Genomic DNA, 23,398 nt, shown 5'->3' with positions numbered 1-23,398 from the left:
GTTCGAGCGCCTGTGACAAAGCGAATTTGACTGATTGTTTATTGTGCAAGAAAGGTCAGGATCGCGTCGCGGGTAGCCTGCGGTTGTTCTTCCAATACCCAATGTCCGGTATTGACCAGTATTAATGAGTGCGGTTGCGTAGCAATGTGCAAGGCCTGCTCGGCCAAGGTTTTACCTCTCGAATTGTCGCCGCCGATGGTGAGCAGCGGAACCGTCAACTTATTCTGGGCAAAAGCCAGGTTGTCTTTCACATCATGCTCTACCCAGGCCGAATAAAGCTTGAATGCCGCCTCCATGCGCCCAGGTCGGGAGTAGTCCTCCACCAGCGCCTGGCGCACCTCTTCACGTACCGTACCGTTGCCCGCGAAGACAAAATTATCAAAAAACATGTCCAGGTAGGTTTTCTCCTGCCTCTGGATCATGGACAGGGCCGTTTTACCAAAAAAGCGAAAGTGCCATTTACTTGCCACGCCCGCTTCAATATTGCCGTTGTAAGCGGTTTCCCATCCAGGGATGCCAGGAATGAATCCATCCATCAAGATGATATGTTTGGTTTCATCGGGGTAAAGCGCGCCGTAGGCATAGGCAATGATTAAACCCATGTCGTGACCAATAATATCGACCTGCTTGATGTTCAGGAGGGTTACCAGTTCGTGTAAATCATGCGCCATGCTTTTTTTGTCATAGCCACCTGTTGAAATATCAGTTTCGCCAGCACCGCGATAATCAGGAACGATCGGGGTAAAACCAGCACGCACCAATGGCCCCATCAACGTCTCCCAGCTGCGCCAACTTCCCGGAAACCCATGCACCAGCAAAACCGGGTGTTCGCCATTACCGCTTATAAGATAGTGAAGGCGAATGCCATTCACCTGCGCATAGGCGCGGGTAAATAGCACACCGTCCACAACAATGCCGCCTTGTTCCACGGAGGGCGATGTGGCGTGGCGTTGAGAAGACACGGCTGTGACGCCTGACCAGGCGATCGTATTCATCAATTTTTTATCCATTTCTGAAACCGGGTTTAAACATCTGAAAATGGAAAGGCAATTTTCAAGTGGTTAAAGCCTGATGGGATCCGGAACCCCACCGATACTGTCGAAGATGACAGTTCCGACAAACGGCAAAACAGAATTGGACTGTCAGACTCTTCTTGGCTGTAGGAAAGCGCGCATTTTCTTTTCCGAAATTTCCTGTTCGCTCCTAATACCGTACTGCCGGGATTGCGACTTGCTAGCGCTGCAACGTCTTATTCATTGCTCCGAAATTCGTCCGGCTTAGCGTTCCAAAGGCCAACGGATAACGTCCCTTGAACAGGAGCCTTAGTAATGAATGAACCCTTGCAGTCCCCATACACCAACGAAGTCTCTGCTGAATACCTCCGCCATTTGGACGACTTGTACGTGGAGCAACGGCAACTCGACGATTACAGCGAAGAAGTCGTGGCATGGATTAATCGACAAAAGGCGCACGTCCAAGCTCATCCTCCCATCGCTATTTACCGAGTGGCCACCGAGGGCAGCCAGACGCGTAACGGCGGAACGATCCAGCAAGTGTCATCGTCGTTGACGTTCACCCTGGATAATGGCTGGAAAGTACGAGCTGCGCAGAAAGGCGATCAGGTTGTGTATGCCGATGGCACCACGGCACGGATCATAACCGCCGCCGGGGAAGCCAACAGCAACATCGCACTGGTCGGCAGCCGCCTGAGCAATGGCGACGAGATCATCAATACACTTCAGAGACGTTTCCTGATCATCGTGCGTGAAGGTGTGCCGATGGCAGAGGATTTTTTGCCTGCTCTCAGGCTGGCGTATGTTCATCGCCTGCACTCGAATGCGATGAAGGAGAACATCCAATGAACGAGGGTTACTTCATCGGTCAGGGTGACAAGACCACGTGCGGTGGGAAAGTGCTGGATGGCGACGGCAAGGTGAACATGTTTGGCCTGCAGCATGCCCGCGAAGATGACCGCGTCTCTTGTGGTAAAGACGGGAACACCTATCAGATCAGGGGCGGTATAGGGCACATGGTCAGCCATGGCAGGCATATGGCCGGCACCCTGGATAGCCACAGTACCTGCCCCTGCAAAGCACGACTGATCCCCTCGGTATTCTGGGTCACCTACAAAAATGCAGACCCCGCACCGCAAGCCAGCCGAGTCGCTCAACTGGCTTAATGACCTGTGGGAGCGAGCCTGCTCGCGATGACGGCGGCACAGCCAACATCACCGGTACTGACCCACCGCTATCGAACCCTGCAGGAACTGCCGAAGGCTCGGGCCGCGTTCGGACGATCTCTTGATCTTTCGCTTGGGACTCAAGTGTCTGGGAAAGATCGCAGCCTCGTTGCACTCGACAGCTCCTACACAGTTCCTATATCCCAGCGGGGACTTCAAAAGGTGCTTTTTATTGCACCTTCGCCAAATCCCCCTTTCAACGCAACACCCGCCATGATCGCGCCGGCGTGGCATTCGTAGGTGGTGGAGTCCTTGCGTTCGTTGCTCTTGTAGAAGCTGACGATGTTGGTGACGGCATTGGCGCCGGCGTTCTTGGCGGCTTGGTGCAGGCTGATCAGGGCCGATTGCAGGACCCATTCGCAGGCTACTTCATCGGATTTGTTGAAGGCGTTGGTTTTCTTGTTGGTCACCGCCCCTGGGCTGATCACGGTGATGTTGCCGGCCGGTTTGTTACCCGCCAGGTAGAACTTCACGCTGCCGTCGATCTTGCCGGTGCGGATGGCTTCGGCGACGACTTTGTCGAACGGCAGGAACAGCGCGGTATCACGGGCCTGGCTGAGGCTTGGCAGGGTGCTGAGCAACAGGGCGGCGGTCACGGCGATTTTCTTCAACGACATCATGGTCTCCTTGACGAGGGGTAACAGGGTTTTGAATCCGATTCAGTGCCAGCGGCGGAAAATCAGCGAGGTGTTGACCCCACCAAAGGCGAAGTTGTTGTTCATCACGTATTCGTTGCTCATCGACCTGAACTCGTTACGCAGGTAATCGAGCTTGCCGCATTGGGGATCAACCTCATCGAGGTTGAAGGTGTGCACGTAGAGGTCGCGGTTCATCATTTCGATGCTGAACCAGGACTCCAGCGCGCCGCAGGCACCCAGGGTGTGACCGAGGAAACTCTTCTGCGAGCTGATGGGCATGTGTTCGCCAAACAGGCTGCTGGTGGCCAGGGTTTCGGCGATGTCACCTTGTTCGGTGGCGGTGCCGTGGCCGTTGACGTAGCCGATGGCCGAGGGTTCGAGGCCGGCATCTTCCAGGGCCAGTTCCATGGCCCGGCGCATGGTGAGCAGTTCGGGGCGGGTGGCGTGCTGGCCGTCGGCGTTGCTGCCAAAGCCGACGATCTCGGCATGGATCCGTGCGCCGCGTGCCAACGCATGTTCCAGTTCTTCAAGCACGAGCATGCCGGCGCCTTCACCGATCACCAGGCCGTCGCGGTCCTTGTCGTAGGGGCGCGGGCTGGTTTGCGGTGCTTCGTTTTTCAGGCTGGTGGCGTAGAGCGCATCGAACACCATCGCTTCGGTCGGGCACAGCTCTTCGGCGCCACCGGCAAGCATCAACGGCAGGCGCCCGAATTTGATGGCCTCGTAGGCATAGCCGATGCCATGGCTGCCGCTGGTGCAGGCGCTGGAGGTGGGGATCAGGCGCCCGGTCAAGCCGAAGAAGATGCTGATGTTGGCCGCCGTGGTGTGGGGCATCATTCGCACGTAGGAGTTGGCGTTCAACCCTTCGGCCACGCTGTTGAGCAGCATGTTGCCAAAGGCCTTGATCTCGTCGGTGCTGCCGGTGGACGAACCGCAGGACACGCCCATGCGCCCGTCCTTGATCGATTCGTCGCCCAGCAGGCCGGCGTCGGCCAGGGCCTGTTCCGCCGACGCGACCGCCAGGCGCGAAACCCGGCCCATGCTGCGCAGTTGCTTGCGGGTCCAGTGGGCCGGGACCTGGAAGTCGTCGATGGGCCCGGCCAGGCGGGTGTTCAGTTCGGTGAAACGGTCCCACTCATTCATGCGCCGGATGCCGCTGCGGTTGGCGGCGAAGTTGGCGGCGATGGTTTCCCAGTCGCTGCCTATGGAGGTGATACCGGCCATGCCGGTGACGACGACGCGCTTCATCAGCACAAGCCTCCGTTGACGGCCAGGACCTGCCGGGTGATGTAGCCGGCTTCGGCGGACATCAGGAAGTTCACCGCACCCGCCACTTCTTCCGGGGTGCCCATGCGCTGGGCGGGGATCATTTTCATCAGTTCTTCCACGGGTACGTTTTCATCGAGCATGGCGGTGTCGATCAGGCCTGGCGCGACGCAATTGACGGTGATCTTGCGCTTGCCCAGCTCGATTGCCAACGCCTTGGCCGCGCCGATCAACCCGGCCTTCGAGGCGCTGTAGTTGACCTGGCCGCGATTGCCGATCAGCCCGGAAACCGAGGTGATGCAGACGATCCTCCCGGCGGCGCGACGACGGATCATCGGCATCATCACCGGATGCAGCACGTTATAGAAACCGTCGAGGTTGGTGCGCATCACCACATCCCAGTCGTCTTCGCTCAGGGCCGGGAAGGCACCATCGCGGGTCAGGCCAGCGTTGAGCACCACGCCGTAATAGGCGCCGTGGGTTTCGACATCGGCTTCGAGAATGGCCTTGCACGCGGCCCGGTCGGCCACGTCGAATTGCAGCACCCGGGCGTTGCGGCCCAGGGCCTGGATTTGCGCCTGGACCGTCTCGGCCTCGGCGCGGCCGCTGCGGCAGTGCAGCACGATGTCGTGCCCGGCCCGGGCCAGGCGCAGGGCGATGGCGCGGCCGATGCCACGGCTGGAGCCGGTGACCAATACGGATTCAGTCATGACGGGTTTCCTGTTGCGGACGGTTCATGAAGGTAATGGGCGGCCTGGGGCGGACGGAATACGTTGAGCCGGGCCGTGGCATGGATGCCGGGGGCGTGGATGTGGCATTCGAACACGCCCATGCCGTTGTCGTCTTCCAGGGAGCGCACGCCGTGGATGGTCAGCTCGACGCCGGCGGGAAAACACTCGACGTTGCATTCGAACTTGCGGGTGCCGAGCAAAAAGCCCAGGGCCACGGCATCACCCCGTTGGCGTGCATGGCAACCGGCAAAGGCGGCGACGCTTTGGGCCATCAGCTCGATGCCGACCCAGGCCGGCAGCGCGCCATCGTCGCGGCTGAACAAACCGCCGGGCTTGACGGTGACATGGGTATGGATCTGTTCGTCATCGAACGACAGGATCCGGTCGATGAGGATCATGTCGCCGGCATGGGGCAGCAGTTCGGCGAGCGGCCAGTCAATCATGGGGCGTCTCCGATAATCAGGCTGACGTTGTTGCCGCCGAATGCAAATGAATTGCTCATCAGGCGGCGCGGGGTGGTCGGGTTCAGGTGGGTGCCGGCGGTGACCCAGTCCAGCGCTGGCAGGGCCGGATCGGCCTGGCCGTCCCAGACATGCGGCGGCAGGGCCAGGGCGGTATTTTCTGCGCTCAGGGCCAACCAGCAGAATGCCGCTTCCAGTGCCCCGGCCGCGCCGAGAGTATGGCCGGTCATGGGCTTGGTGGACGAGCAGGGCACGCCCGCTGGAAACAGCCCGGCCACCGCCTGGCTTTCCATGGCGTCATTGTGTTGCGTGGCGGTGCCGTGCAGGTTCAGGTAGTCGATCTGGCTGGCCTCGAGGCCAGCGCAACGCAGGGCTTTTTCCATAGCCTGGCGGGCGCCGCGACCGTTGGGTTCAGGTGCGGAAATATGGTGGGCATCGGAACTGGCGCCGTCGCCGAGCAAGGCAATCGGTATCCCGTCGCCTGGCGTCTTGCTCATGAGGAACAGCACGGCTGCTTCGCCAATGTTGATGCCGCTGCGGTTCACCGAAAACGGATTGCAGCGTTCGTTCGACACCGCTTCCAGTGCGGAAAAACCGTTGAGGGTCAGTTTGCACAGGCTGTCCACGCCACCGCACAGCACGGCATCGCACAGGCCCAGGTCCAGCAGGCGCCGGGCGCTCATCAAGGCGCGGGCGCTGGAGGTGCAAGCCGTGGAAATCACGTAGGACGGACCGCTCAGGCCGAGCCAGTCGGAAAGAAAGTTGGCCGGCGCGCTGAGTTCCTGTTGCTGGTAGTCGTAGCCGTCGGGGAAGTGTTGCTCGCGCAGGTAATGGGCAATGCCCTGGCTGGCCTCATCGATCCCCGAAGTGCTGGTGCCCAACACGATGCCGATGCGGGCGCGACCGTAGGCCTGGATGGCCTGGTCGATCTCGGCGCGAATCTGCAGCCCGGCTTCCAGCAGCAGCTGATTGTTGCGGCTGCGGTGCGCCAACAGGGTTGGGGGGATGGGGGCGAGTTCACCCGGCACCGCGGCAACCGGTAATGCACGTTCGGCGACCCAGCCGTCCTTGATACGAACGCCCGAACAGTCGCCGGCAAACAGGTTGTGCGCGACGGTGTGCTTGTCGCGGCCCAGGGCACAGATCACCCCGAGGGCATTCAAATAGGCGGTCATGGGGCGTTCTCGGTCAACGGTGTGATGCGGTAGCGGGGGCCTTGGGGCAGGCTCATTTCAAAATCCAGCGGCTGCGTGTAGCGCACCTGCCAGCGGGAATCGAGGGTCCGTTGCGACGCTTGTTGCCGGGCGGTCGGGTAGTTGCCCGGCAGTTCGGCTTCGGGGGTCAGGGCGAACAACAGCGCGGCGAACAACTCCCGGGCTTCGGCATTGGGCGGCAGCAGACCGTCGGCCTGCCACTGGCCAGCGACCAGGCGCTGGCGGGCCACGGGAATGCCCAGCGGGTCCATCATCGACCAACGGATGCCGGCGTCTTCGCGCTGGATCACCAGCAGCCAGTCCTGGCGTTGGCCGGCCAATGTCCGCTCGATGTGCAGTTGCATCGGCAAGGCCAGGGTTGGCGTGCGCTCGGGCAGCGGCGCATGGCTGGCGCAGGCACTGAGCAGCAACAGGCAGCCGACAAGCAGGGCACGAATCATCCGATGGCCCCTTCGACGGGCTTGCGAGCCACCACATTGACCAGGGTTTCCTCGCGCTCGCCGAACGGTTTGGCGCGGCGCAGGCCAAAACGCTCCAGCAAGCCGAAGTCCTTGGCGCGGCTCCACCACAGGTACGGGTAGGAGACGTTGCGGGCTTCGAACTGGAAGCCTTGCTCGCGGATCATCTCCAGGTACTGCGCGGCACTTTTCTGTACGTGCATGGGATGGCGGAACAGCCAGCGAATCACCCAGGTGTCGATGTAGGCTTCGGTGGATTCGGCGAACATCAAATAGCCGCCGGGCTTGAGTACGCGATAGAACTCGGCGAGGGCTTTCTCCTGCTCCACCAGGTGATGGAAGGTCTGGTGGCAGAACAACAGGTCGACGCTGGCATCGGGCACCGCCAAGGTCGCGCAGTCGCTGCCGATCAGTTCCACGGCCATGCCTTGGCGTGCGGCTTCCTCCCGGCTCAGGTCCAGGCTGTGAGGGTCGGCATCCACGCCGATCAGGCGCTGTGGCGCGAACACCTGGCGCAGGTACTGGAATGATTTGCCCTGACCGCAGCCAGCGTCGAGCAGCACCGGGTTGCTCGGCAGCGGGGTGCTGAACAGGCTGCACAGGTCGTTGATCGCCACGCGCAACACATGGTGCTGCCAGGTGTGGCTGCGCAGGAACCAGAAGCCGAAGCGGGTCTCTTCGACGTAGTTGTCGCTCAGGTAGCTCATGGTTGCTGACTCATGGCGCCGGGCTCGCGCAGATTTCCGAGAGCATGCGCAGGCGCCGCTTGGGTTCGCTGACAAACGGATTGCGCTGATCCCAGGCGTAGCCTGCCAGGATCGAGCTGATCATGCGGCGGATGTCGTCCGAACCTTCGGTGTAGAAAATCACGTCCTGGAAGGTACCGGCGTACCAGCCCTCGACATAGCAGCGGAAGGTGTCGACGCCGCGCTTGAGCGGCTCGGCGAACTCGCTTTGCCAATCCACGCTTTCACCTTGCAACTGCCGGTGGAGCACAGCGGCGGCCATGCTCGCCGAGCGCATGGCAATGGTCACGCCGGAGGAAAACACCGGGTCGAGGAATTCCGCAGCGTTGCCCAGCAGGGCGAAGCCTTGGCCGTGCAGGGTCTTGACGTTGGCCGAGTAGCCGCCGATGGTCCGCGCCGGGGTATCCCACACGGCGTTCTGCAGCACGCCGGCCAGGCTTGGGGTTTCATCGATGAAACTGCGCAGGCAGGCATCGAGGTCGTCGGTGCGGCCGGCGAAATGTTCCGCCGCCGCGACCACGCCCACCGAGCAGCGCCCGCCGCTGAACGGAATGGTCCAGAACCACACGTCGCGTTTGCTCGGGTGGGTGGTGATCAGGATCTTTTCTCGATCGAACGCCGGGGCGTCGATGCGATCCTCGATGTGCGTGAACACCGCCTGGCGCACCGGGAAATTCGACGGTGCTTCAAGGTCCAGCAGGCGCGGCAGAACACGGCCATAGCCGCTGGCATCGAGCACGAAGTCGGCCTCGACGCAGTACTCGCTGCCATCTTCGCGCTGCACGCCCAGTTGGGGCTTGGCGAGGCTGAAGTCGGCGCTGGTGATCGCTTGGCCGTAGCGGATCTCCACGCCTTGCAGGGCGGCCTGGTCGGCCAGCAACTTGTCGAAGTCGGCGCGTTGTACCTGGAAGGTCGTGGGTTTGCCATTGCTGAAGGTATCGCCGAAATCGAAGGCGCTGTAGCGCTCGCCCCAGGCAAATGCGGCGCCGTTCTTGCGCTGGAACCCGGCGGCATTCACCGCGTCGAGCATGCCGGCTTCTTCGACGAAATCCAGGCAATGGGACAACAGGCTCTCACCGATGGAGAACCGGGGGAAATGCTGGCGCTCGATGACCAGCACATCGTGGCCCTTGCGCTTGAGCAACGCGGCGGCGATGGCGCCGGAAGGGCCTGCGCCGATGATGACGACCTGTCGACGTTCCATTTCAACTGTTGGCACTGGAGCTCCTGGCCGGGACGGCAATCGAGGGAATACGGTGGAAACCGGTCACGGCCGGCAGTAATGTGGCGATCAGTCCCATCAGCATCAGCGTGAAATACAACGCTGGGCTGATGAGCTGTTGTTGCAAGAGCAGATTGAGGAAGACGATTTCACTCAAGCCGCGAATGTTCAGCAGGACACTTTCACGCCAGCGACTGGCGCCGGCGAATGACGCGGCGGCCCAACCCAGGCCCAGCCAGTTGCCCAGCATTTTGCTGGCAATGGGCAACAGCAGCAACGCCGTCAATTGCACCCAGTCGAGGCTGCTCATGGCGCTGTGGACGTCGATCTGCACAATGCCGAACGTGAGGATCAGCGGGATCGCCAGGTATGTCTGCAAGCCCTGCATCCAGGTGATATTGAGCGGCAGCCTCAAGGGCACTTTGAGCGCGGCCATGCACAGCAGATAACCAATGCCGACGATCAGTGCATTGAGCCGGTAGTGCTCGGCCACCACCAGCAGGGCAAAGAACACACCGCTGTACAACAATGGCTGGCGCAGGCCAACCAGGCGCAACAGCAATGGCACACAGGCGCCGGCCAACGGCAACAGCAGGCTGCCCAGGTGGAGGCTGCCCTGGGCCAGGCCGAACAGGCTCCAGCAGGCCAGGTCGATCAGGATCGCCGTTTGCACCAGTCGCCGGGTGGCGGCGGGTGGGTAGTCGATGTGACGCAGGTACAGGTACAGCACCGGGATCGCCGTGATCGCAAACAGCAGTCCCACCGCCAGGGAGCTGATCCAGGGCTGGGGCGGCAGCAGCCAGAACGCTGTCGCCAGACCGCAGGCGAATGGAACGACGAAGCTTGGCAGGGCGATTTTCACGCTCTGGCGGTCCAGGCGCAGGTCGATCACGTCGCTGAGGATGTGCCCCAGCAACAGCGCGAACGCGAGGCTGTAGAGGTTCTTCAGCCACACCGGCGATACCAGTTGTACGCCGCTGAGTTGCCAGCCCGGTTCGATCCAGAAATACATCAGCAGCGGCAGGCCGAAGGTCGCCAGCAGCAACTGGCTGACAATCGGGATCAACCCGAAGCGAGCGCCCAGGCGTGTGGCGACTGCGAACAGCCCCAGGGCCATGAGCCAGAACAGCAGGGTCATCATTGGGCGGGCTCCGCGACCGTCGCCGCGTGGGCTTGATGTCCGGCCCACGGCGCCAACATGAAGCTGAAGGCCAGCCCCAGGCTCACCGCCAGGCCGAAGTTGCTCACCGCCGGTGTACTGGACAGCGCCAGCAGGCCGAACGACAGCCAGGTGGTGACCGCCGCCAGGAACGTGCCCAGCAGACTCACGGCGGCACCGCCGATCTGCTCGCGCATCAGGATCGCGTAGTCGACGCCGATGGCCGTCACCAGCAACAGGCCGAACAGGCTGAACAAGGTCAGTGGCTGCCCCAGCCAGCCTAGGCTCGCCAGGCTGCACAGTGCGGCCAGCAACGGCAATGCCACGATGCGCAAGGCGCCGCCGACACCAAACGGCCAGATCAGCACCAGCACAATCAGCACGCAGGAGGCCAGTTTCAACTCGGCGGCGCTGACCTGCGTGGCGGCGAAGACTCGGTTCAGGTCGCCCAGGCGATCCACCAGTTGTACGCCTGGCAGATCCACCGCTTGTACCCGCAGCAGCGTCGCATCGTTCAAACCTTGCAAGCTGACCACCGCCGCGACGCCTTGCGCTGTTGGTCCGAGCCAGAGTGTGCGATACGGCTCGGCCAACGGACCGACCAGCGCGGCGTCAATGTCGGTCACTGGCAGGGCCTGTAATTGCGCCAGCTCTGCTTGTAGCGCAGCGACCGGGACGCCCAGGTCCAGCAGCGGTTGCCAGAAGGCTGGCAAGCGGGCCAGGGCCTCACGCACTTTCTGCTGTTCGGCTGGCGGGCTGACCAGTTGGTTCAGCGACAGGTAGCCCTGGAGCTTTTCCAGGCCGATCAACTGATCCAGCCGCTCGTTGAGGGCGGTCTGGCGCTCCAGCAGTTGGGATTGATCGTCGGCGCGGATCAGGAAAAACTGACTGGTGGGCTGGAAACCGGTGATGCGCGCGATGTCGCGGGCTTCGTCGGTAAGGTGCTGGGGCGTGCCGATCCACTGGCGGATGTCGTTTTTCGTGGTCAGGTGCCAGAGCCCACCCGCGCAGAACGTCAGCAACAACATCAGCAGGACCGGCGTGCGTACCCGTTTCAGCAGGGCTTCACGGGCCTTGAGCAGGTATTGGCAGACCTGGAGCGGCCATTGGGCGGGGCGCAACTCTGCGCCCTTGAGCAGCGCCGGCAGCAGGCAGACGGCGCTCAGGTAGGCGCCCACCAGCCCGGCGGCGGAAAATATCGCGATCTGGGTCAGGGCCGGGAACGGCGTCCAGGCCAGGGCCAGGTAGCCGATGCAGGTGGTCACAAGGCTCAGGCTCAGCCCCGGCAGGGTCAGGCGCAAGGCCGGCCAGCTGCGCCAGGGCTTCAGGCTCCAGCTCTTGGACAGGTAGTGCAGCGGGTAATCCACGGCTACGCCAATCAGGCTGGAACCCAGGACCAGGGTCATGACATGCATGCGGCCAAACAAGGCCACGCAGGCCACCGCGCCAAACAGCACGCCCACCAGCACCGGCACGAACGCCAGCCATACGCGCAGGCGCCGGAAGGCCAGCAACAGCAGCAGCAAGATGCCGACGGTCGCGCCACCGCCGACCCAGGTGATTTCCCGCGATGCCTGTTGCTGGCCGCTGGCGGCGTACAGCAGGCCGCTGGCCGCCAGCAGTTGACCTTGGGCCTGGCTCGCCTGGTCGCGACTGCGTTGCAGCAGCTCGGCCACTTGCAGCGGCAGATTCATGTCGAAGGCGTTGCCCTGGGCGCGGGCCCGCAGCATCACCCAGCTTTTACCGTCGGCATCGGCGACCAACGCACCGCTGCCGATGTCGAACTTTATCGCGCCGCGCTGTGGCTGGCTGTTCTGGATGCGCCCGGTCAGGCCCAGCCAGTCGTCCTGGTTCGGCACCAGGCTGAAGCCGCTGAACGGATCGAACAGGGCCTGCACCCGTTGTTGGATGAACGCCTGGGGCTGCTCGATCAATTGCTGGCGGTCCGCCGCCGAGAGCATCGCCAGCCGCCCGGTGAGCAATTGCGCGCGCAGCGCCGGCAAGTCGGCCTGCAACGTCCATTGCACCTTGTCGAACAGACCGCTGGCCTGCCATTGCTCGCCGAGTGTTTGCGCCAGGGCGATGGCTTGCTGGCGATCGGTGTGACCGACCAGCACCAGCATCTCGCGATTGAGCGGCTCCTGCATGCGTTGTTCGGCGATGAGCTCCAGGGCATCGGGCGACGTGCCCGGCACCAGTTCCATGAGATTGGCCGACAGCGGCGCGCCGTTACGCCATTGCCAACCGGCGAGCGCGAGCACTGCCAGCAGCAGGATCAGGAACAGCCGGGGCAGCATCCGTTCACTCGGCAAAATCATGTTGCTCCGCTTCGCTCAAGGGTTGTGCGCTGTTGCTGTCCTGCATGCGCAGCACGGTACTGTCGCCTTGGGTTTCCAGCAGTTCGATGCGCTGCACCAGTTCGCCGCCGTCGATGTTGATCTGGTTGAAAACCTGTTTGAGCAGCACCGAGCGCGGGGTCAGGGTGAGCTTCCATTGTTGCGGCTCGCCCGACAGGCTCAGTTCGAAATCCCGTTGCAGGCCTGTGCTGTCTCCTTGCAATACCGCCAGGAACAAGCGGTTCTGCTCGGCGCCGGCGCTCTTGTTCGGCAGCATCTGCCAGGCGTTACCGTCTCGCCGGGCGATGCCCTGGGCGGTGATGCGGTAGTCCTGTTGCAGCGGGGTTTGCAGCAGCCACAGCAGCCCGTGGTTTTTCGCCAGCACGAAGCGTCCCTTGCTGGTGAGGGGCTGGGGCAGGGCGCGCAGGTGCTTTTCCTGGATGAACTGCCCGTGGATCACTTCCGGGCGGGCCAGTTGATCGCTCAACTGTTGCAAGTCGAACGCCTGGGCCACGGGTGCCAGGCAGCACAGCAACAGCCAGGCTGACAGGCGCTTCATGGCAGTTTCCTTTCCACGGCTTCGACAAAGACCCGGGGCGAGGCCAGCAGCATTTCGCGACTGGCGAGGTCCACGGCCACTTGCACCGAACTGGCACGGGTCAAGCGGTCGCCGGTGGTTGCGTCGCTGATCAGGTAATTGATCTTCAGCCGGTTTTCCCACTCCACCAGGCTGGCGCGCACGGTCAGGGCCTGGCCGAACATGGCGCTGCGCACGTAGCGCAGTTGCAGGTCGATGATCGGCCATGCGTGGCCGGATTCGAGCATGTCGTTGTAGTTGTGGCCGATCAGGTCGAGCAAGGCGCAGCGGGCCACTTCCAGGTATTTGACATAGTGGCCGTGCCAGACCACGTTCATCGAATCGACATCGAAAAATGGCACCACGACCTGCGTGTCGACGTGCAAGACACCTTGGTTACGCATGCAGCCTCCAGTGTTGGTTGGCGATGCGTTGCAGGCACAGGCGCAGTTCACCTTCCAGGGCGCGGTCCTCGATCACTGGCGGGAAATCCTCGGCCAGTTGCTCGTGCATGGCGGCCAGGGCCGGCGGCAGTGGGCGGGCGTCTTCGGCACGGCTGCGCAGCCACACGCCCTGGTTGGCCGCCAGCAAGGTGGCGGCGGCGACTTGTTCGGTCAGCTCCAGTACGCGGATGGCGTCGCGGGCGGCGATGGTGCCCATGCTCACCTTGTCCTGGTTGTGGCACTCGGTGGAACGCGAGAACACGCTGGCCGGCATGGTGTTTTTCAGGGCTTCGGCGGTCCAGGCACTGGTGCCGATCTGCACGGCCTTGAAGCCATGGTTGAGCATCGCCCGGTCGGCGCTGGCGCCGGAGAGGTTGCTTGGCAGGCCATGGTTGTAGCGCTCGTCCACCAGCAGCGCGAGCTGGCGGTCCAGCAAGTCGGCGACGTTGGCCACCAGGTTCTTCAGGCTGTCCATGGCGAAGGCGATATGTCCGCCGTAGAAATGCCCGCCGTGCAGCACGCGCTCGGCTTCGGCGTCGATGATCGGGTTGTCGTTGGCACTGTTGAGTTCGGTTTCGATGAACGCGCGCAGCCAACCCAGGCTGTCGGCCAATACCCCAAGCACATGGGGCGCGCAGCGCAGGGAATAGCGGTCCTGCAGGCGATGCAGCGGCGCGGTTGGGGCGTCGATCGCCAGGTCCTTGCGCAGCCATGCGGCGACTTGCATCTGCCCCGGGTGTGGCTTGGCGGCGAACAGGCGTTCGTCGAAGTGTTCCGGGTTGCCTTGCAGGGCGACGACGTTCAGCGCGGTGATGCGCGTCGCCAGTTGCAGCAGGTAGTCGGCGCGGGCGAAGGCCAGGCAGGCCAGGCCGGTCATCACGGCGGTGCCGTTCATCAGCGCCAGGGCCTCCTTGGGCCGCAGCACCAGCGGGGTCCAGCCCAGTTCGCGGTGCACATCGGCGGCCAGGCGCCGTTCGCCACGGAACATCACTTCCCGCTCGCCCGACAGCGTGGCGGCAACGTAGGACAGCGGCGTCAGGTCGCCGCTGGCGCCCACCGAGCCTTCTTCCGGAATCAGCGGCAGGATGTCGTGTTCGAGAAAGGCCTGGAGCCGTTCCAGCAGTTCCACCCGCACCCCCGACACGCCGTGGCACAGCGACTGCAGACGCGCCGCCAGCACCGCACGGGTGGCCTGGGCGTCGAGCAGCTTGCCCAGGCCGCAGCCGTGGAACGTGTACAGGTGACGCGGCAGGGCCTCGACGTGGTGCAACGGCACGGCCACCACGCAGGAGTCGCCGTAACCGGTGGTCACGCCGTAGATAACGCCTTCCTTGTCCAGCAAGGAATCGAGAAATTGCGCACCCTTGGCGATGCGCTGGCGGAACGCCGGATCATCCTGCAACTGCGTCGGTGCCTGACGGTTGGCCAGGGCCAGCACATCTTCGATGCGCAAGGGGCGTTCGCCGAAGGTTACCGGCTCAAGAGTGGGCATCGTCATCGGTCTTCCAGAAAGGGTAAAAGTTGAACCACTGTTGGGGGGCCTGGAGGCAGTATTGCGCCAGGCGCTCGGCGTAGCGGCCGGCCCAGTGGGCGATCACTTGCTCGCGGTCGTTGCGTTTCCACACCACGGCATCGGCGAAAGGTTCGAGGGTGACGCGATAGCGCCCCTCGTGCTTGAGGCACATCAGCAGGTTGACCGGGCATTTCAGCAGGCCGGCCAGTAGCCAGGGGCCCTGGGGAAAGGCGGCCGGGCGTCCCATGAAATCCACGGTCACGCTGCGCCCGCCGTGCAGCGGTACACGGTCGCCGGCAATTGCCAGCCACTCGCCGCGCTCCAGGCGTTCGCTCAACTGCAACATGATCACCGGGTCCAGCTCGCTGACCTGGATCAGCCGCAGATGCGTGGCACCGGCTTCGCCCAGCAAACGGTTGAACTGCTCGGCGTGCTTGGTGTGCACCAGCACGTTCATGGTCACTTTCTCGCCCAGCTCGGCCAGGGCCCGGCACATCTCCAGGTTGCCCAGGTGCGCGCCCACCAGCATTTGCCCACGGGTGTCTCGCAAATGATTGCGCAGCAGCGCCTTATCGACGATTTCGATCTGGTCGATGCTCAGCTTGCCGTTCCAGACGTCGAGCTTGTCCAGCAGGGAGTCGGCAAACGCCATGAACTGCCCGAACACCCGCCAGCGGGTCGGGCGCAGCTCGGGACGTGCGCTCCAGTCGGCCAGGCGCTGCTGATATTGCCGGGCCGCCTGACGGGCACTGCGGCCGAAAATGAAGAAGTACAGGACGATGCCGTACAGCACCGGGGTCAGCAAGCGCCGGCCGAGCACCTTGGCGGCGACTGCGGTGAGTTTCATCAGCCAGAAACTGCCGCGCTCCTGGCGGTCGGCCCAATGTTGCTTGTCTTGCTGAAGGCTCATGCCCGCCACCGTCGCCAGAGAATCAGGGGAAAGCGCACGAGCATGCCGAAGAACAACCGGGTGTGCATGCTGGAAATCAGCACGTTGTCGTGGAACAGGCGAAAGTGCGAGACCCCGTCCTGGGGGTAATGGACCCGCGTGTGCAGCCAGTGCATCGGCTGATTGCGCCAGGCCAGGCGCACGAGGATGTCCGAATCGAAATCCATGCGCTTGCCGATATTGGCCGAGTCGATCAGCGCCAGGGTCGGTGCCAGCGGATAGACCCGAAAGCCACACATGGAGTCGCGGATTTGCAAGGACAGGCTGTTGATCCAGACCATCACGTGGGTCAGGTAGCGCGCGTACAGGCGACCTTTCGGCACGCTGGCGTCGTAGCGCGGATAACCACAGATCACCGCGTCCGGGTGGGCACGGGATTGTTCGATGAAGACTTTCACGTCGCCTAGATCGTGCTGCCCGTCGGCGTCCACCTGCAAGGCGTGGCTGAAACCCAGGCGCGAAGCCTCGCGTAGGCCGGTCATTACCGCGCCGCCCTTGCCCTGGTTGACCGCCAGCCTGACCAGATGAACCCGCTCGCCCTCGGCCAGCCGATCGAGCACGGCGGCACACGCCGGGCTGCTGGCGTCATCCACCAGCACGCAGGGCAGGCCGTTGGCGAGCAACGCCTGGACCACCGCCGAGATGGCGGTTTCGTGGTTGTAGACCGGTATGACGGCGCAGGGGTTATGCATGCTCATCCCTTTCCCCCAGCACAATCCGCCCGCTGGAGCAGGCCGCCGTGTCATTGCGGTAGGCGAAGTACAGCTTGCCGCGCTCGCGGTCGAAGCGCAGGTGCAGTTGGATTTCATCGCCGGGGCGCACCAGTTGCTGGAATTTCAGCACTTCCATGCCGACGAACCGGGGCGGCAGATCCAGCAATTGGCGGCCCAGGCTCAAGGCCCAATCGACCTGCACCACGCCCGGCAGTACCGGCGCGGTGGGGAAGTGACCGCTGAAGTACGCCAGGTCTGGCGGTACGACCAGCTGCAGGCTCCACTCACCGTCGGTTTCGACGCGTTCCAACACTTCGGGAGCCTTGGGCCGTGGCGCCATCAGCAGCGCCTCGACCTCGGCCTGGGGCAGCTTGCCCTGGGCGTTGAGCGGCAACTGCCGCAACCAGCGCCAGCGCCGTGGCAGGGCGAGGGGTTCGCAATGTTCGCTCAGGCGCCGGCGCAGGCCTTCGGTAACGGCGCGCCGGCCCTGGTTGCGCAAGGCACGCAGGCCGACGTCGCTCAGCACCAGCAGCGCGCCGAGGGAGGCACGATTCTCCTGCACCACCCCCAGCCGCGCTTCGCTGACCCAGTCGTGGGCCGCCAGCGCTTGTTCGAGCATCGGCAGGGAGATGCGTTTTTCTTCGAGCTTGACGATACGGTCCAGTCGCCCGAGCAACTCGAAGCGCCCATCTTCGGCGATTCGTGCCGCGTCGGCGGTGTGTTCCACATGCCCGGTCGGCAGATAGGGCGAGGCGATCAGCAAGGCGCCGTCGCTGTCCTGGCTCAGTTCGACGTCGGCAAAGGGTTGCCACAATCCGCTGCCCTGGCGCCAGGCGATGCCGCCGGTTTCCGAACTGCCGAAAATTTCCGTCGGCCATTGCCCCAGGCGCTGCTGCAAGCTTTGCGCTGCCTCGGGGGGCAAGGCACCGCCAGAGGAGAACACCCGGCGCACGCTGCTCAAGGCCGGCCAATCGAGGTTGTCGCCCATGCGCTTGAGCAGTGCCGGGCTGGCGACCCAGGCGAAGGTCGGTTGTTCGCGGCTGGCGCGTTGCAGGTCTTCCGGGAAGGCCAATTGCCGACGCACGAACGCACGCCCGGCGCACAGCGGCCACAGCACCCGGAACAGCAACCCGTAGATGTGCTGGGTAGCAACGCTGCCGATCATGCAGGCCGGGCCCAGGTCGGCGCCCCACAGGTGCTCCAGGGCCTGGACCTCGTTGCTTAACTGGCGCAGGGTTTTCTCGATGCGCTTGGGCTCGCCGCTGGAGCCGGATGTGCACAGGCTCAGCCAGCAGTGATCGAGGTCCAGTTCGGCAGCGTCCATCGGCGCTTGTTGCAGGTCGCCGGGATGTGTATCGCCGGGCTGGTCGGTCAGCCACAGGTCCACGTCCGCCGCCCAGCGCTGGCGTGTCTGCGCTTGCAGGTCGGCGGGAAGCAGGACCCGGACCCCGGCGCGCCAGGCACCGAGCAGGGCGACGACGAGGTCGGCGGCATCTTCCAGATGCACCGCCACATGCCGCACCCCCCGAGCTTGCAGGCCAGCCGCCAGGCGCAACGCCGCGTCCCGCAGTTGCGAGTGATTCAGCGCCGGATCGACCGCAACGGCGCGTTCCGGCTGAGCCTTGAGCAGCACCTGCTCAAGTGTTATCCAATTCATGGGCGGCCTCTTACCCGTTGTCGTATGAGCCATTCAATGGCAAACAGCAGCCCCATCAATCCGTAGGAAATCAGGCCGGTGTACAACATCCACCAGCTCAGCGGCGCCCAGAGGGTCAGGGCGGCGGCGAGCAAACCGTTACATAGGAAAAACACACTCCAGGCCACCGTGACCTGGCGCGTATACACCACCGCCTTGGCCGGCAGCTGCGGTTCGCGCAGGCGGGCCAGGCGTTCGATCATCGGCGGGCCGTATTTCAGGCTCAGCACGAACAACCCGAGCATGAACGCGCTGATCAGCACCGGGTACCAGCGCAGCAGGAGCGGGCTGTCGAACAGCGCGAGCAATATACAGAACACGATTGCCGTGGCCGCCATCCAGCGGCTGCCGGTCCCACCCTTGCCAAGCAACGCCCGGGCCAGCCACAGGCTGCCCAGCAGCAGCCCGAACTGCCACGGGGCGAAGTGCTCCATGCCGAAATACACCGCAAAGGGGTAGAGCAGGCCCGCCAGCAGCAAGCCGAGGCCAATCAGCCGGGTCATGCGGCCGGTTGAACCAGTCGATAAACTGCCTCGACCACGTCATTGACGGTGCGCACCGACTTGAATTCTTCGGCGGCGATTTTCTTGCCGGTCTGGCGCTTGATGTGGTCGATCAGGTCGACCGCGTCGATGCTGTCGATTTCCAGGTCCTGGTACAGGTTCGATTCCAGCGTCACACGCTCAGGGTCCAGCTCGAAAAGCTCGACCAGAGCATCGCGCAGGGTGTGGAAAATATCGTCACGAGTTTGCATGATCCGGTCTCAGGGGCGTTTTGCAGTGACGAAGGCCGCAAGGCTTGCCACATTGCTGAAATGGTTACGGGTGTCCTTGGCGTCGGCGTCTATCTTGATGCCGTACTCCTTCTGGATCGCCAGGCCTAGTTCCAGGGCATCCACCGAGTCCAGGCCCAGGCCTTCGCCGAACAGAGTCTGGTGGTCGCCGATGTCGTCGATGCCGATGTCTTCCAGGCCGAGGGCGTCGATGATCAGCTGTTTGATGTCACGGTGCAGATCGCTCATCTTCGGCGAGCTCCTTGATGTAATGGTGATGCAAAAAATCGTTGAGCCTGCGCGAAGCCTGGGGAGGCGGGCCGAGCGCGGCGAACGCCTGTGGGTCTATATCGGCCCCGACGTGAAAACTGAAGTGCACGCGGCGCTGAGGGATGCGATACCAGGGTTCAGCCTTGGTCAGTGTCGTGGGGCAGACCTTGATCGTGACGGGTGTGAGGATTTTCGCACCCCGCAGGGCGATGGCCGCCGCCCCCCGATGAAAGGCCGGCACCTGGCCTGGCTGGGTGCGCGTCCCTTCGGGGAAGACGATCAGCGTCTGGCCCTCTTGCAGGGCGTCGCTGGCGGCATCGAGCATGTCCATGCTGCCGTCGTTGCTGATGTATTGGGTCGAATGCAGCGGGCCCCGGGTAAAGGGGTTGTCCCAGAGGCTTTGCTTGACCACGCAGTTGGCGTCGCGCACCAGCCCGATCAGGAACACCACGTCGATCAGCGACGGGTGGTTGGCAATGATCATCTGCCCGGGGCGCCCGAGTCGTTCGGCGCCATCGATCTGATAGGTGAGCACGCCGGTGCGGGCCATGAACCGGATAAAGAACCAGAACAACCGCCCGACCGTGCGGCGCGCCCTTAGGCGGTGGGCCTGGGCATCGCCGGGCCACCAGGCCAGCAGCGGGAACACCAGCAAACGCAGGCACAGCCCGCCCAGCCCGAACAGGACGAAGCTTGCGGCGGTCGCGATCAGGCGCCAGTAATAGGCGTCGCGATGTTTACCCGTCACCGGTTGCGTTGCCAGGTCCATACACGATTCTTCCAGGCATGTTGGCAGGTGGTTTTGTCGTCCAGCAGCGTACGCAATAGATCCAGGGCATGGGGCCAGTCGCTGCCCGGTGATTGGCCGGCCTGCGCGCACAGGTCCAGTTGCCAGTCATCGCCCGGGGTCAGCAGCAGGCCCATGGCATAGGGAAACGGCACGTCATCGACCCACGGTGCATAGACTTGCGGAGGTTGTTCTTCGGTGATCACCAGCAGCACCGCAGGCGATCCTTCGTTCAACAGCGCGACGGCCTCCAGCACGCCGTGTTCCAGGCCGTCGCCAGTGGCGGCCAGGGCGGTCATTTCGCTGGTTTCGCCGCGCATGATCGACCACAGGCCAATCACCGCGTTGTGCACCGACAGACTGAATTGGGTCGGCGACAAAGGCTGGTCGGCTGCCAGGTCCTTGAGAATCTCAAAAGTGCGCGGGGTTTCGCCGTGGCGGGAAATAAAGACCAACGGTAGGTCCGGCCGGCCCTCGGCCAGCGGCCAGCCAACACTGAAGGCCATCCGCGCCAGGCGGCTGAGGCGCCGGCGCTGCATGGCCGGCAGGAACGAAACGTCAGGGGCGGCATCGCTGGCCGGCAATACGACCGGCTGTCGGCTCCATGCCTGCCAATCGTCCACGCTTTCGAGCCCAGGGGCCCATGCGCGCCATTGGGCGATATTGAAATTGATCACAAAAATTCATCCCACCCCTGCGGGCTTTTATTGTCACGGTTCAGTGGCTTGACCCGCGTCCATCCCTGCATGGTCTTGAGACCCAAGTGGCGCGCATTATCCCGGTGCGACTGGCTTGTAGCAAATATTGGTTACATTTTGCCCAACGAAATGTACGAGTTGGTCCGATCAAGGCCAGGCTTGGACCATTGTCGCGATCGTCATGAGCCTGTCTGTCGGTTGTTTCTGTCACGGTCTGGTCGAATTGACGCCTGAATCGTTGGAAAAGCCACTGTTGCTTGTAGTCCTTCTACGCAGAAGGTAGCTAAGCGGTGTCGTCGCCTACTACACTCGGGAATCTTTGATACACGGAGGTTTTGACATGCGGCGTGTGGTGTTCAATCAGAAAGGTGGCGTGGGCAAATCCAGTATCGCCTGCAATCTGGCGGCAGTGAGCGCCAGCGAAGGCTATCGCACGCTGTTGGTGGACCTGGATGCCCAGGCCAACTCCACTCAATACCTGACTGGTTTGACCGGCGATGACATTCCCATGGGCATTGCCGACTTCTTCAAGCAAACCCTGTCGTCCGGGCCGTTCTCGAAAAAGAACAAGGTGGATATCTACGAAACGCCGTTCGACAACCTGCACGTGATCACCGCCACGGCGGAGCTGACGGATCTGCAGCCCAAGCTTGAGGCCAAGCACAAGATCAACAAGCTGCGCAAACTGCTTGAAGAGCTGGAGGAAGATTACGACCGGATTTACCTGGACACCCCTCCCGCACTGAATTTCTATGCGGTTTCAGCATTGATCGCCGCCGATCGGGTACTGATCCCCTTCGACTGCGACAGCTTCTCCAGACAGGCGCTGTATGGCCTGCTGGCGGAAATCGAAGAGCTCAAGGACGACCATAACGAAGGCCTGGAAGTCGAAGGCATCGTGGTCAACCAGTTCCAGGCCCGGGCCAGCCTGCCGCAGCAGATTCTCGACGAACTGATCGCCGAAGGGCTGCCGGTATTGCCGGTGTACCTGAGCAGTTCGGTGCGCATGCGCGAATCCCACCAGGCCAGCCTGCCGCTGATCCACCTCGACCCACGGCACAAGCTGACCTTGCAGTTCATGGAGCTGCATAGCCTGCTGGAAAGCGCCTGATCTGGCCTGTGTAAACCAATGTGGGAGCAACTGTGTGGGAGCAAAGCCCGCTCCCGCATGAGCGACTTGATTCAAATCCCCTGGCTGCGCAGCCAAGCCATCAACTGCGGCAACGGCAACGCCCCACTCTGGCGTGCCACTTCCCGGCCGTCCTTGAACAGGATCAGGCTGGGAATCGAGCGGATTCCCAACTGCGCCGATAATTGCTGGTTGGCCTCGCTGTCGAGCTTGGCCAAGCGGCATTTGCCCGCCAGCTGCGCAGTGGCTTGTTCGAACACGGGCGCGAAGGACTTGCACGGCCCACACCAATCGGCCCATACATCCACCAGCAATGGCAGGTCGCCTTTGATCTGGCTGGCGTAGTCGCCTTGCTTGAGTTCGAAAGGCTTGTTCAATAACACCTGGGCCTTGCAGCGCCCGCACTTGGGCTGGTCGCCCAGGCGTTCGGCGGGTATGCGATTGAGCCCGTTGCAATGGGGGCAGGGGATCAGCATCAGGTCAGTCTCCAGAAAATCATTTGCACAGATTGAACACTATATAGAAACCACCACAAAAACCCCTGTGGGAGCGAGCTTGCTCCGGGCGGCGATCCGACGATGGCGGTGTATCAGTCAATTGCATCGACTGTCAGACCGCTATCGTCGGATCGCCGCCCGGAGCAAGCTCGCTCCCACAGGGGTAAATCGGTGTGGCTGTTATTTGGCGTTGGTCAGCGTGTTGTAGCTGGTCATCAGGTTGCGGTAGTCCGGGATGTGGTTGGAGAACAAGGTCGCCAGCCCTTCCACGTCGTTGCGCCAGTCGCGGTGCAGTTCACAAGCCAGGCCGAACCAGGTCATCAACTGAGCACCCGAGGACGACATGCGGTCCCAGGCCGATTGACGGGTCAGTTCGTTGAACGTGCCGGACGCATCGGTAACCACGAACACGTCGAAACCTTCGGCCAGGGCCGACAGTGCCGGGAAGGCCACGCAGACTTCAGTAACCACACCAGCGATGATCAGTTGCTTCTTGCCGGTGGCCTTGATGGCCTTGACGAAATCTTCGTTGTCCCAGGCGTTGATCTGGCCGGGGCGAGCGATGTACGGCGCGTCCGGGAACAGGCTCTTGAGCTCGGGCATCAACGGGCCGTTGGGGCCGGTTTCGAAGCTGGTGGTGAGGATGGTCGGCAGCTGGAAGTACTTCGCCAGATCGGCCAGGGCCAGCACGTTGTTCTTGAAACGGTCCGGGTCGATGTCGCGCACCAGGGACAGCAGGCCGGCTTGATGGTCCACCAGCAGGACGGCGGCGTTATCTTTGTCGAGACGGTTGTAGGAAGTGGTCATGGCGTAGTCCTCATTAAGTTTTGGTTGCCGAAGGTGTCGGCGTGGTTAAGGTTTTCAATGTCGGTGTAGCGATGTTC

The 23,398-nt window shown here is 62.8% G+C and carries 26 protein-coding genes and 1 pseudogene; 3 read left to right on the top strand and 24 right to left on the bottom strand.

Annotated elements, in window-relative coordinates:
- Positions 1-38 precede the first annotated feature (38 nt).
- Complete coding sequence (locus AB4O22_RS24385) at positions 39-1,010, bottom strand: alpha/beta fold hydrolase (protein ID WP_460105903.1); 972 nt, start codon at positions 1,008-1,010, stop codon at positions 39-41.
- A 318-nt stretch (positions 1,011-1,328) separates the two neighbouring features.
- Between AB4O22_RS24385 and AB4O22_RS24380 the strand changes: the two genes are divergently transcribed.
- Positions 1,329-1,862, top strand: a complete 534-nt coding sequence (locus AB4O22_RS24380) for a hypothetical protein (protein ID WP_460097341.1) — start codon at positions 1,329-1,331, stop codon at positions 1,860-1,862.
- Positions 1,859-2,179, top strand: coding sequence for a PAAR domain-containing protein (locus AB4O22_RS24375; RefSeq protein ID WP_223471042.1), 321 nt, complete (start codon positions 1,859-1,861; stop codon positions 2,177-2,179). Before AB4O22_RS24380 ends, AB4O22_RS24375 begins: the two co-directional genes overlap by 4 nt.
- 229 nt (positions 2,180-2,408) lie before the next feature.
- Here the strand turns inward: AB4O22_RS24375 and AB4O22_RS24370 are convergent.
- From AB4O22_RS24370 to AB4O22_RS24270, 21 genes and pseudogenes are all read right to left on the bottom strand, one after another.
- Positions 2,409-2,856: pseudogene (locus AB4O22_RS24370) on the bottom strand (excinuclease).
- A 42-nt stretch (positions 2,857-2,898) separates the two neighbouring features.
- Positions 2,899-4,125 carry a beta-ketoacyl-ACP synthase gene (locus AB4O22_RS24365; protein ID WP_223471038.1) on the bottom strand — a complete coding sequence of 409 codons (1,227 nt, stop codon included), beginning with the start codon at positions 4,123-4,125 and terminating at the stop codon, positions 2,899-2,901.
- A complete protein-coding gene (gene fabG, locus AB4O22_RS24360) occupies positions 4,125-4,853 on the bottom strand; it encodes a 3-oxoacyl-ACP reductase FabG (RefSeq protein ID WP_223471036.1) in 729 nt (242 codons plus the stop codon). The genes AB4O22_RS24365 and fabG overlap by 1 nt, the downstream gene beginning before the upstream one ends.
- Positions 4,850-5,317: an ApeP family dehydratase gene (locus AB4O22_RS24355; protein WP_214511531.1), complete on the bottom strand. Its 468-nt coding sequence runs from the start codon at positions 5,315-5,317 to the stop codon at positions 4,850-4,852. Before AB4O22_RS24355 ends, fabG begins: the two co-directional genes overlap by 4 nt.
- Positions 5,314-6,510: a beta-ketoacyl-[acyl-carrier-protein] synthase family protein gene (locus AB4O22_RS24350; RefSeq protein WP_460097338.1), complete on the bottom strand. Its 1,197-nt coding sequence runs from the start codon at positions 6,508-6,510 to the stop codon at positions 5,314-5,316. Before AB4O22_RS24350 ends, AB4O22_RS24355 begins: the two co-directional genes overlap by 4 nt.
- Positions 6,507-6,989, bottom strand: coding sequence for a DUF3261 domain-containing protein (locus AB4O22_RS24345; protein WP_003197018.1), 483 nt, complete (start codon positions 6,987-6,989; stop codon positions 6,507-6,509). Before AB4O22_RS24345 ends, AB4O22_RS24350 begins: the two co-directional genes overlap by 4 nt.
- Complete coding sequence (locus AB4O22_RS24340) at positions 6,986-7,714, bottom strand: class I SAM-dependent methyltransferase (RefSeq protein WP_460097336.1); 729 nt, start codon at positions 7,712-7,714, stop codon at positions 6,986-6,988. The genes AB4O22_RS24345 and AB4O22_RS24340 overlap by 4 nt, the downstream gene beginning before the upstream one ends.
- Before the next feature lie 10 nt (positions 7,715-7,724).
- Positions 7,725-8,972 (bottom strand): NAD(P)/FAD-dependent oxidoreductase, encoded by a 1,248-nt coding sequence (locus AB4O22_RS24335; RefSeq protein WP_460097334.1) that lies wholly within the window; start codon positions 8,970-8,972, stop codon positions 7,725-7,727.
- Positions 8,959-10,116, bottom strand: coding sequence for a sodium:proton antiporter (locus AB4O22_RS24330; protein WP_223471028.1), 1,158 nt, complete (start codon positions 10,114-10,116; stop codon positions 8,959-8,961). Before AB4O22_RS24330 ends, AB4O22_RS24335 begins: the two co-directional genes overlap by 14 nt.
- Complete coding sequence (locus AB4O22_RS24325; RefSeq protein ID WP_223471026.1) at positions 10,113-12,452, bottom strand: MMPL family transporter; 2,340 nt, start codon at positions 12,450-12,452, stop codon at positions 10,113-10,115. The genes AB4O22_RS24330 and AB4O22_RS24325 overlap by 4 nt, the downstream gene beginning before the upstream one ends.
- Positions 12,436-13,029: an outer membrane lipoprotein carrier protein LolA gene (locus AB4O22_RS24320; protein WP_003197028.1), complete on the bottom strand. Its 594-nt coding sequence runs from the start codon at positions 13,027-13,029 to the stop codon at positions 12,436-12,438. The genes AB4O22_RS24325 and AB4O22_RS24320 overlap by 17 nt, the downstream gene beginning before the upstream one ends.
- Positions 13,026-13,451, bottom strand: a complete 426-nt coding sequence (locus AB4O22_RS24315; RefSeq protein ID WP_003197029.1) for an acyl-CoA thioesterase — start codon at positions 13,449-13,451, stop codon at positions 13,026-13,028. Before AB4O22_RS24315 ends, AB4O22_RS24320 begins: the two co-directional genes overlap by 4 nt.
- Entirely contained in the window at positions 13,444-14,988 is a 1,545-nt protein-coding gene (locus AB4O22_RS24310; protein WP_038859600.1) for an HAL/PAL/TAL family ammonia-lyase, read from the bottom strand. The genes AB4O22_RS24315 and AB4O22_RS24310 overlap by 8 nt, the downstream gene beginning before the upstream one ends.
- Positions 14,969-15,913, bottom strand: coding sequence for an LpxL/LpxP family acyltransferase (locus AB4O22_RS24305; RefSeq protein WP_223471024.1), 945 nt, complete (start codon positions 15,911-15,913; stop codon positions 14,969-14,971). Before AB4O22_RS24305 ends, AB4O22_RS24310 begins: the two co-directional genes overlap by 20 nt.
- Positions 15,910-16,644: a glycosyltransferase family 2 protein gene (locus AB4O22_RS24300; protein ID WP_013692101.1), complete on the bottom strand. Its 735-nt coding sequence runs from the start codon at positions 16,642-16,644 to the stop codon at positions 15,910-15,912. Before AB4O22_RS24300 ends, AB4O22_RS24305 begins: the two co-directional genes overlap by 4 nt.
- On the bottom strand, positions 16,637-18,322 hold the full coding sequence (locus AB4O22_RS24295) for an AMP-binding protein (protein ID WP_460097332.1): 1,686 nt from the start codon (positions 18,320-18,322) through the stop codon (positions 16,637-16,639). The genes AB4O22_RS24300 and AB4O22_RS24295 overlap by 8 nt, the downstream gene beginning before the upstream one ends.
- Positions 18,319-18,864: a COG4648 family protein gene (locus tag AB4O22_RS24290; RefSeq protein WP_223471020.1), complete on the bottom strand. Its 546-nt coding sequence runs from the start codon at positions 18,862-18,864 to the stop codon at positions 18,319-18,321. The genes AB4O22_RS24295 and AB4O22_RS24290 overlap by 4 nt, the downstream gene beginning before the upstream one ends.
- Positions 18,861-19,115 carry an acyl carrier protein gene (locus AB4O22_RS24285; RefSeq protein WP_003197040.1) on the bottom strand — a complete coding sequence of 85 codons (255 nt, stop codon included), beginning with the start codon at positions 19,113-19,115 and terminating at the stop codon, positions 18,861-18,863. Before AB4O22_RS24285 ends, AB4O22_RS24290 begins: the two co-directional genes overlap by 4 nt.
- 9 nt (positions 19,116-19,124) lie before the next feature.
- Complete coding sequence (locus AB4O22_RS24280; RefSeq protein WP_014336216.1) at positions 19,125-19,382, bottom strand: phosphopantetheine-binding protein; 258 nt, start codon at positions 19,380-19,382, stop codon at positions 19,125-19,127.
- Positions 19,363-20,172 carry a lysophospholipid acyltransferase family protein gene (locus tag AB4O22_RS24275; RefSeq protein WP_460097330.1) on the bottom strand — a complete coding sequence of 270 codons (810 nt, stop codon included), beginning with the start codon at positions 20,170-20,172 and terminating at the stop codon, positions 19,363-19,365. The genes AB4O22_RS24280 and AB4O22_RS24275 overlap by 20 nt, the downstream gene beginning before the upstream one ends.
- Positions 20,148-20,873, bottom strand: a complete 726-nt coding sequence (locus AB4O22_RS24270; protein WP_027911932.1) for a beta-ketoacyl synthase chain length factor — start codon at positions 20,871-20,873, stop codon at positions 20,148-20,150. The genes AB4O22_RS24275 and AB4O22_RS24270 overlap by 25 nt, the downstream gene beginning before the upstream one ends.
- Positions 20,874-21,228: 355 nt before the next feature.
- Here AB4O22_RS24270 and AB4O22_RS24265 point away from each other — a divergent pair, with 355 nt between their 5' ends.
- Positions 21,229-21,999 (top strand): ParA family protein, encoded by a 771-nt coding sequence (locus AB4O22_RS24265; protein WP_003197050.1) that lies wholly within the window; start codon positions 21,229-21,231, stop codon positions 21,997-21,999.
- Positions 22,000-22,070: 71 nt separating this feature from the next.
- Here the strand turns inward: AB4O22_RS24265 and trxC are convergent, their stop codons facing one another.
- Both trxC and ycaC read right to left on the bottom strand, forming a co-directional pair.
- Positions 22,071-22,493 carry a thioredoxin TrxC gene (gene trxC / locus AB4O22_RS24260; RefSeq protein ID WP_223471018.1) on the bottom strand — a complete coding sequence of 141 codons (423 nt, stop codon included), beginning with the start codon at positions 22,491-22,493 and terminating at the stop codon, positions 22,071-22,073.
- Positions 22,494-22,694: 201 nt separating this feature from the next.
- A complete protein-coding gene (gene ycaC, locus AB4O22_RS24255; RefSeq protein WP_003197053.1) occupies positions 22,695-23,321 on the bottom strand; it encodes an isochorismate family cysteine hydrolase YcaC in 627 nt (208 codons plus the stop codon).
- Between the last annotated feature and the right edge of the window lie 77 nt (positions 23,322-23,398).

The organism is Pseudomonas sp. S3_B11 (assembly GCF_054667715.1).
Note: the sequence above shows the minus strand (reverse complement) of the source record. Positions and strands in the feature narration are given on the sequence as shown.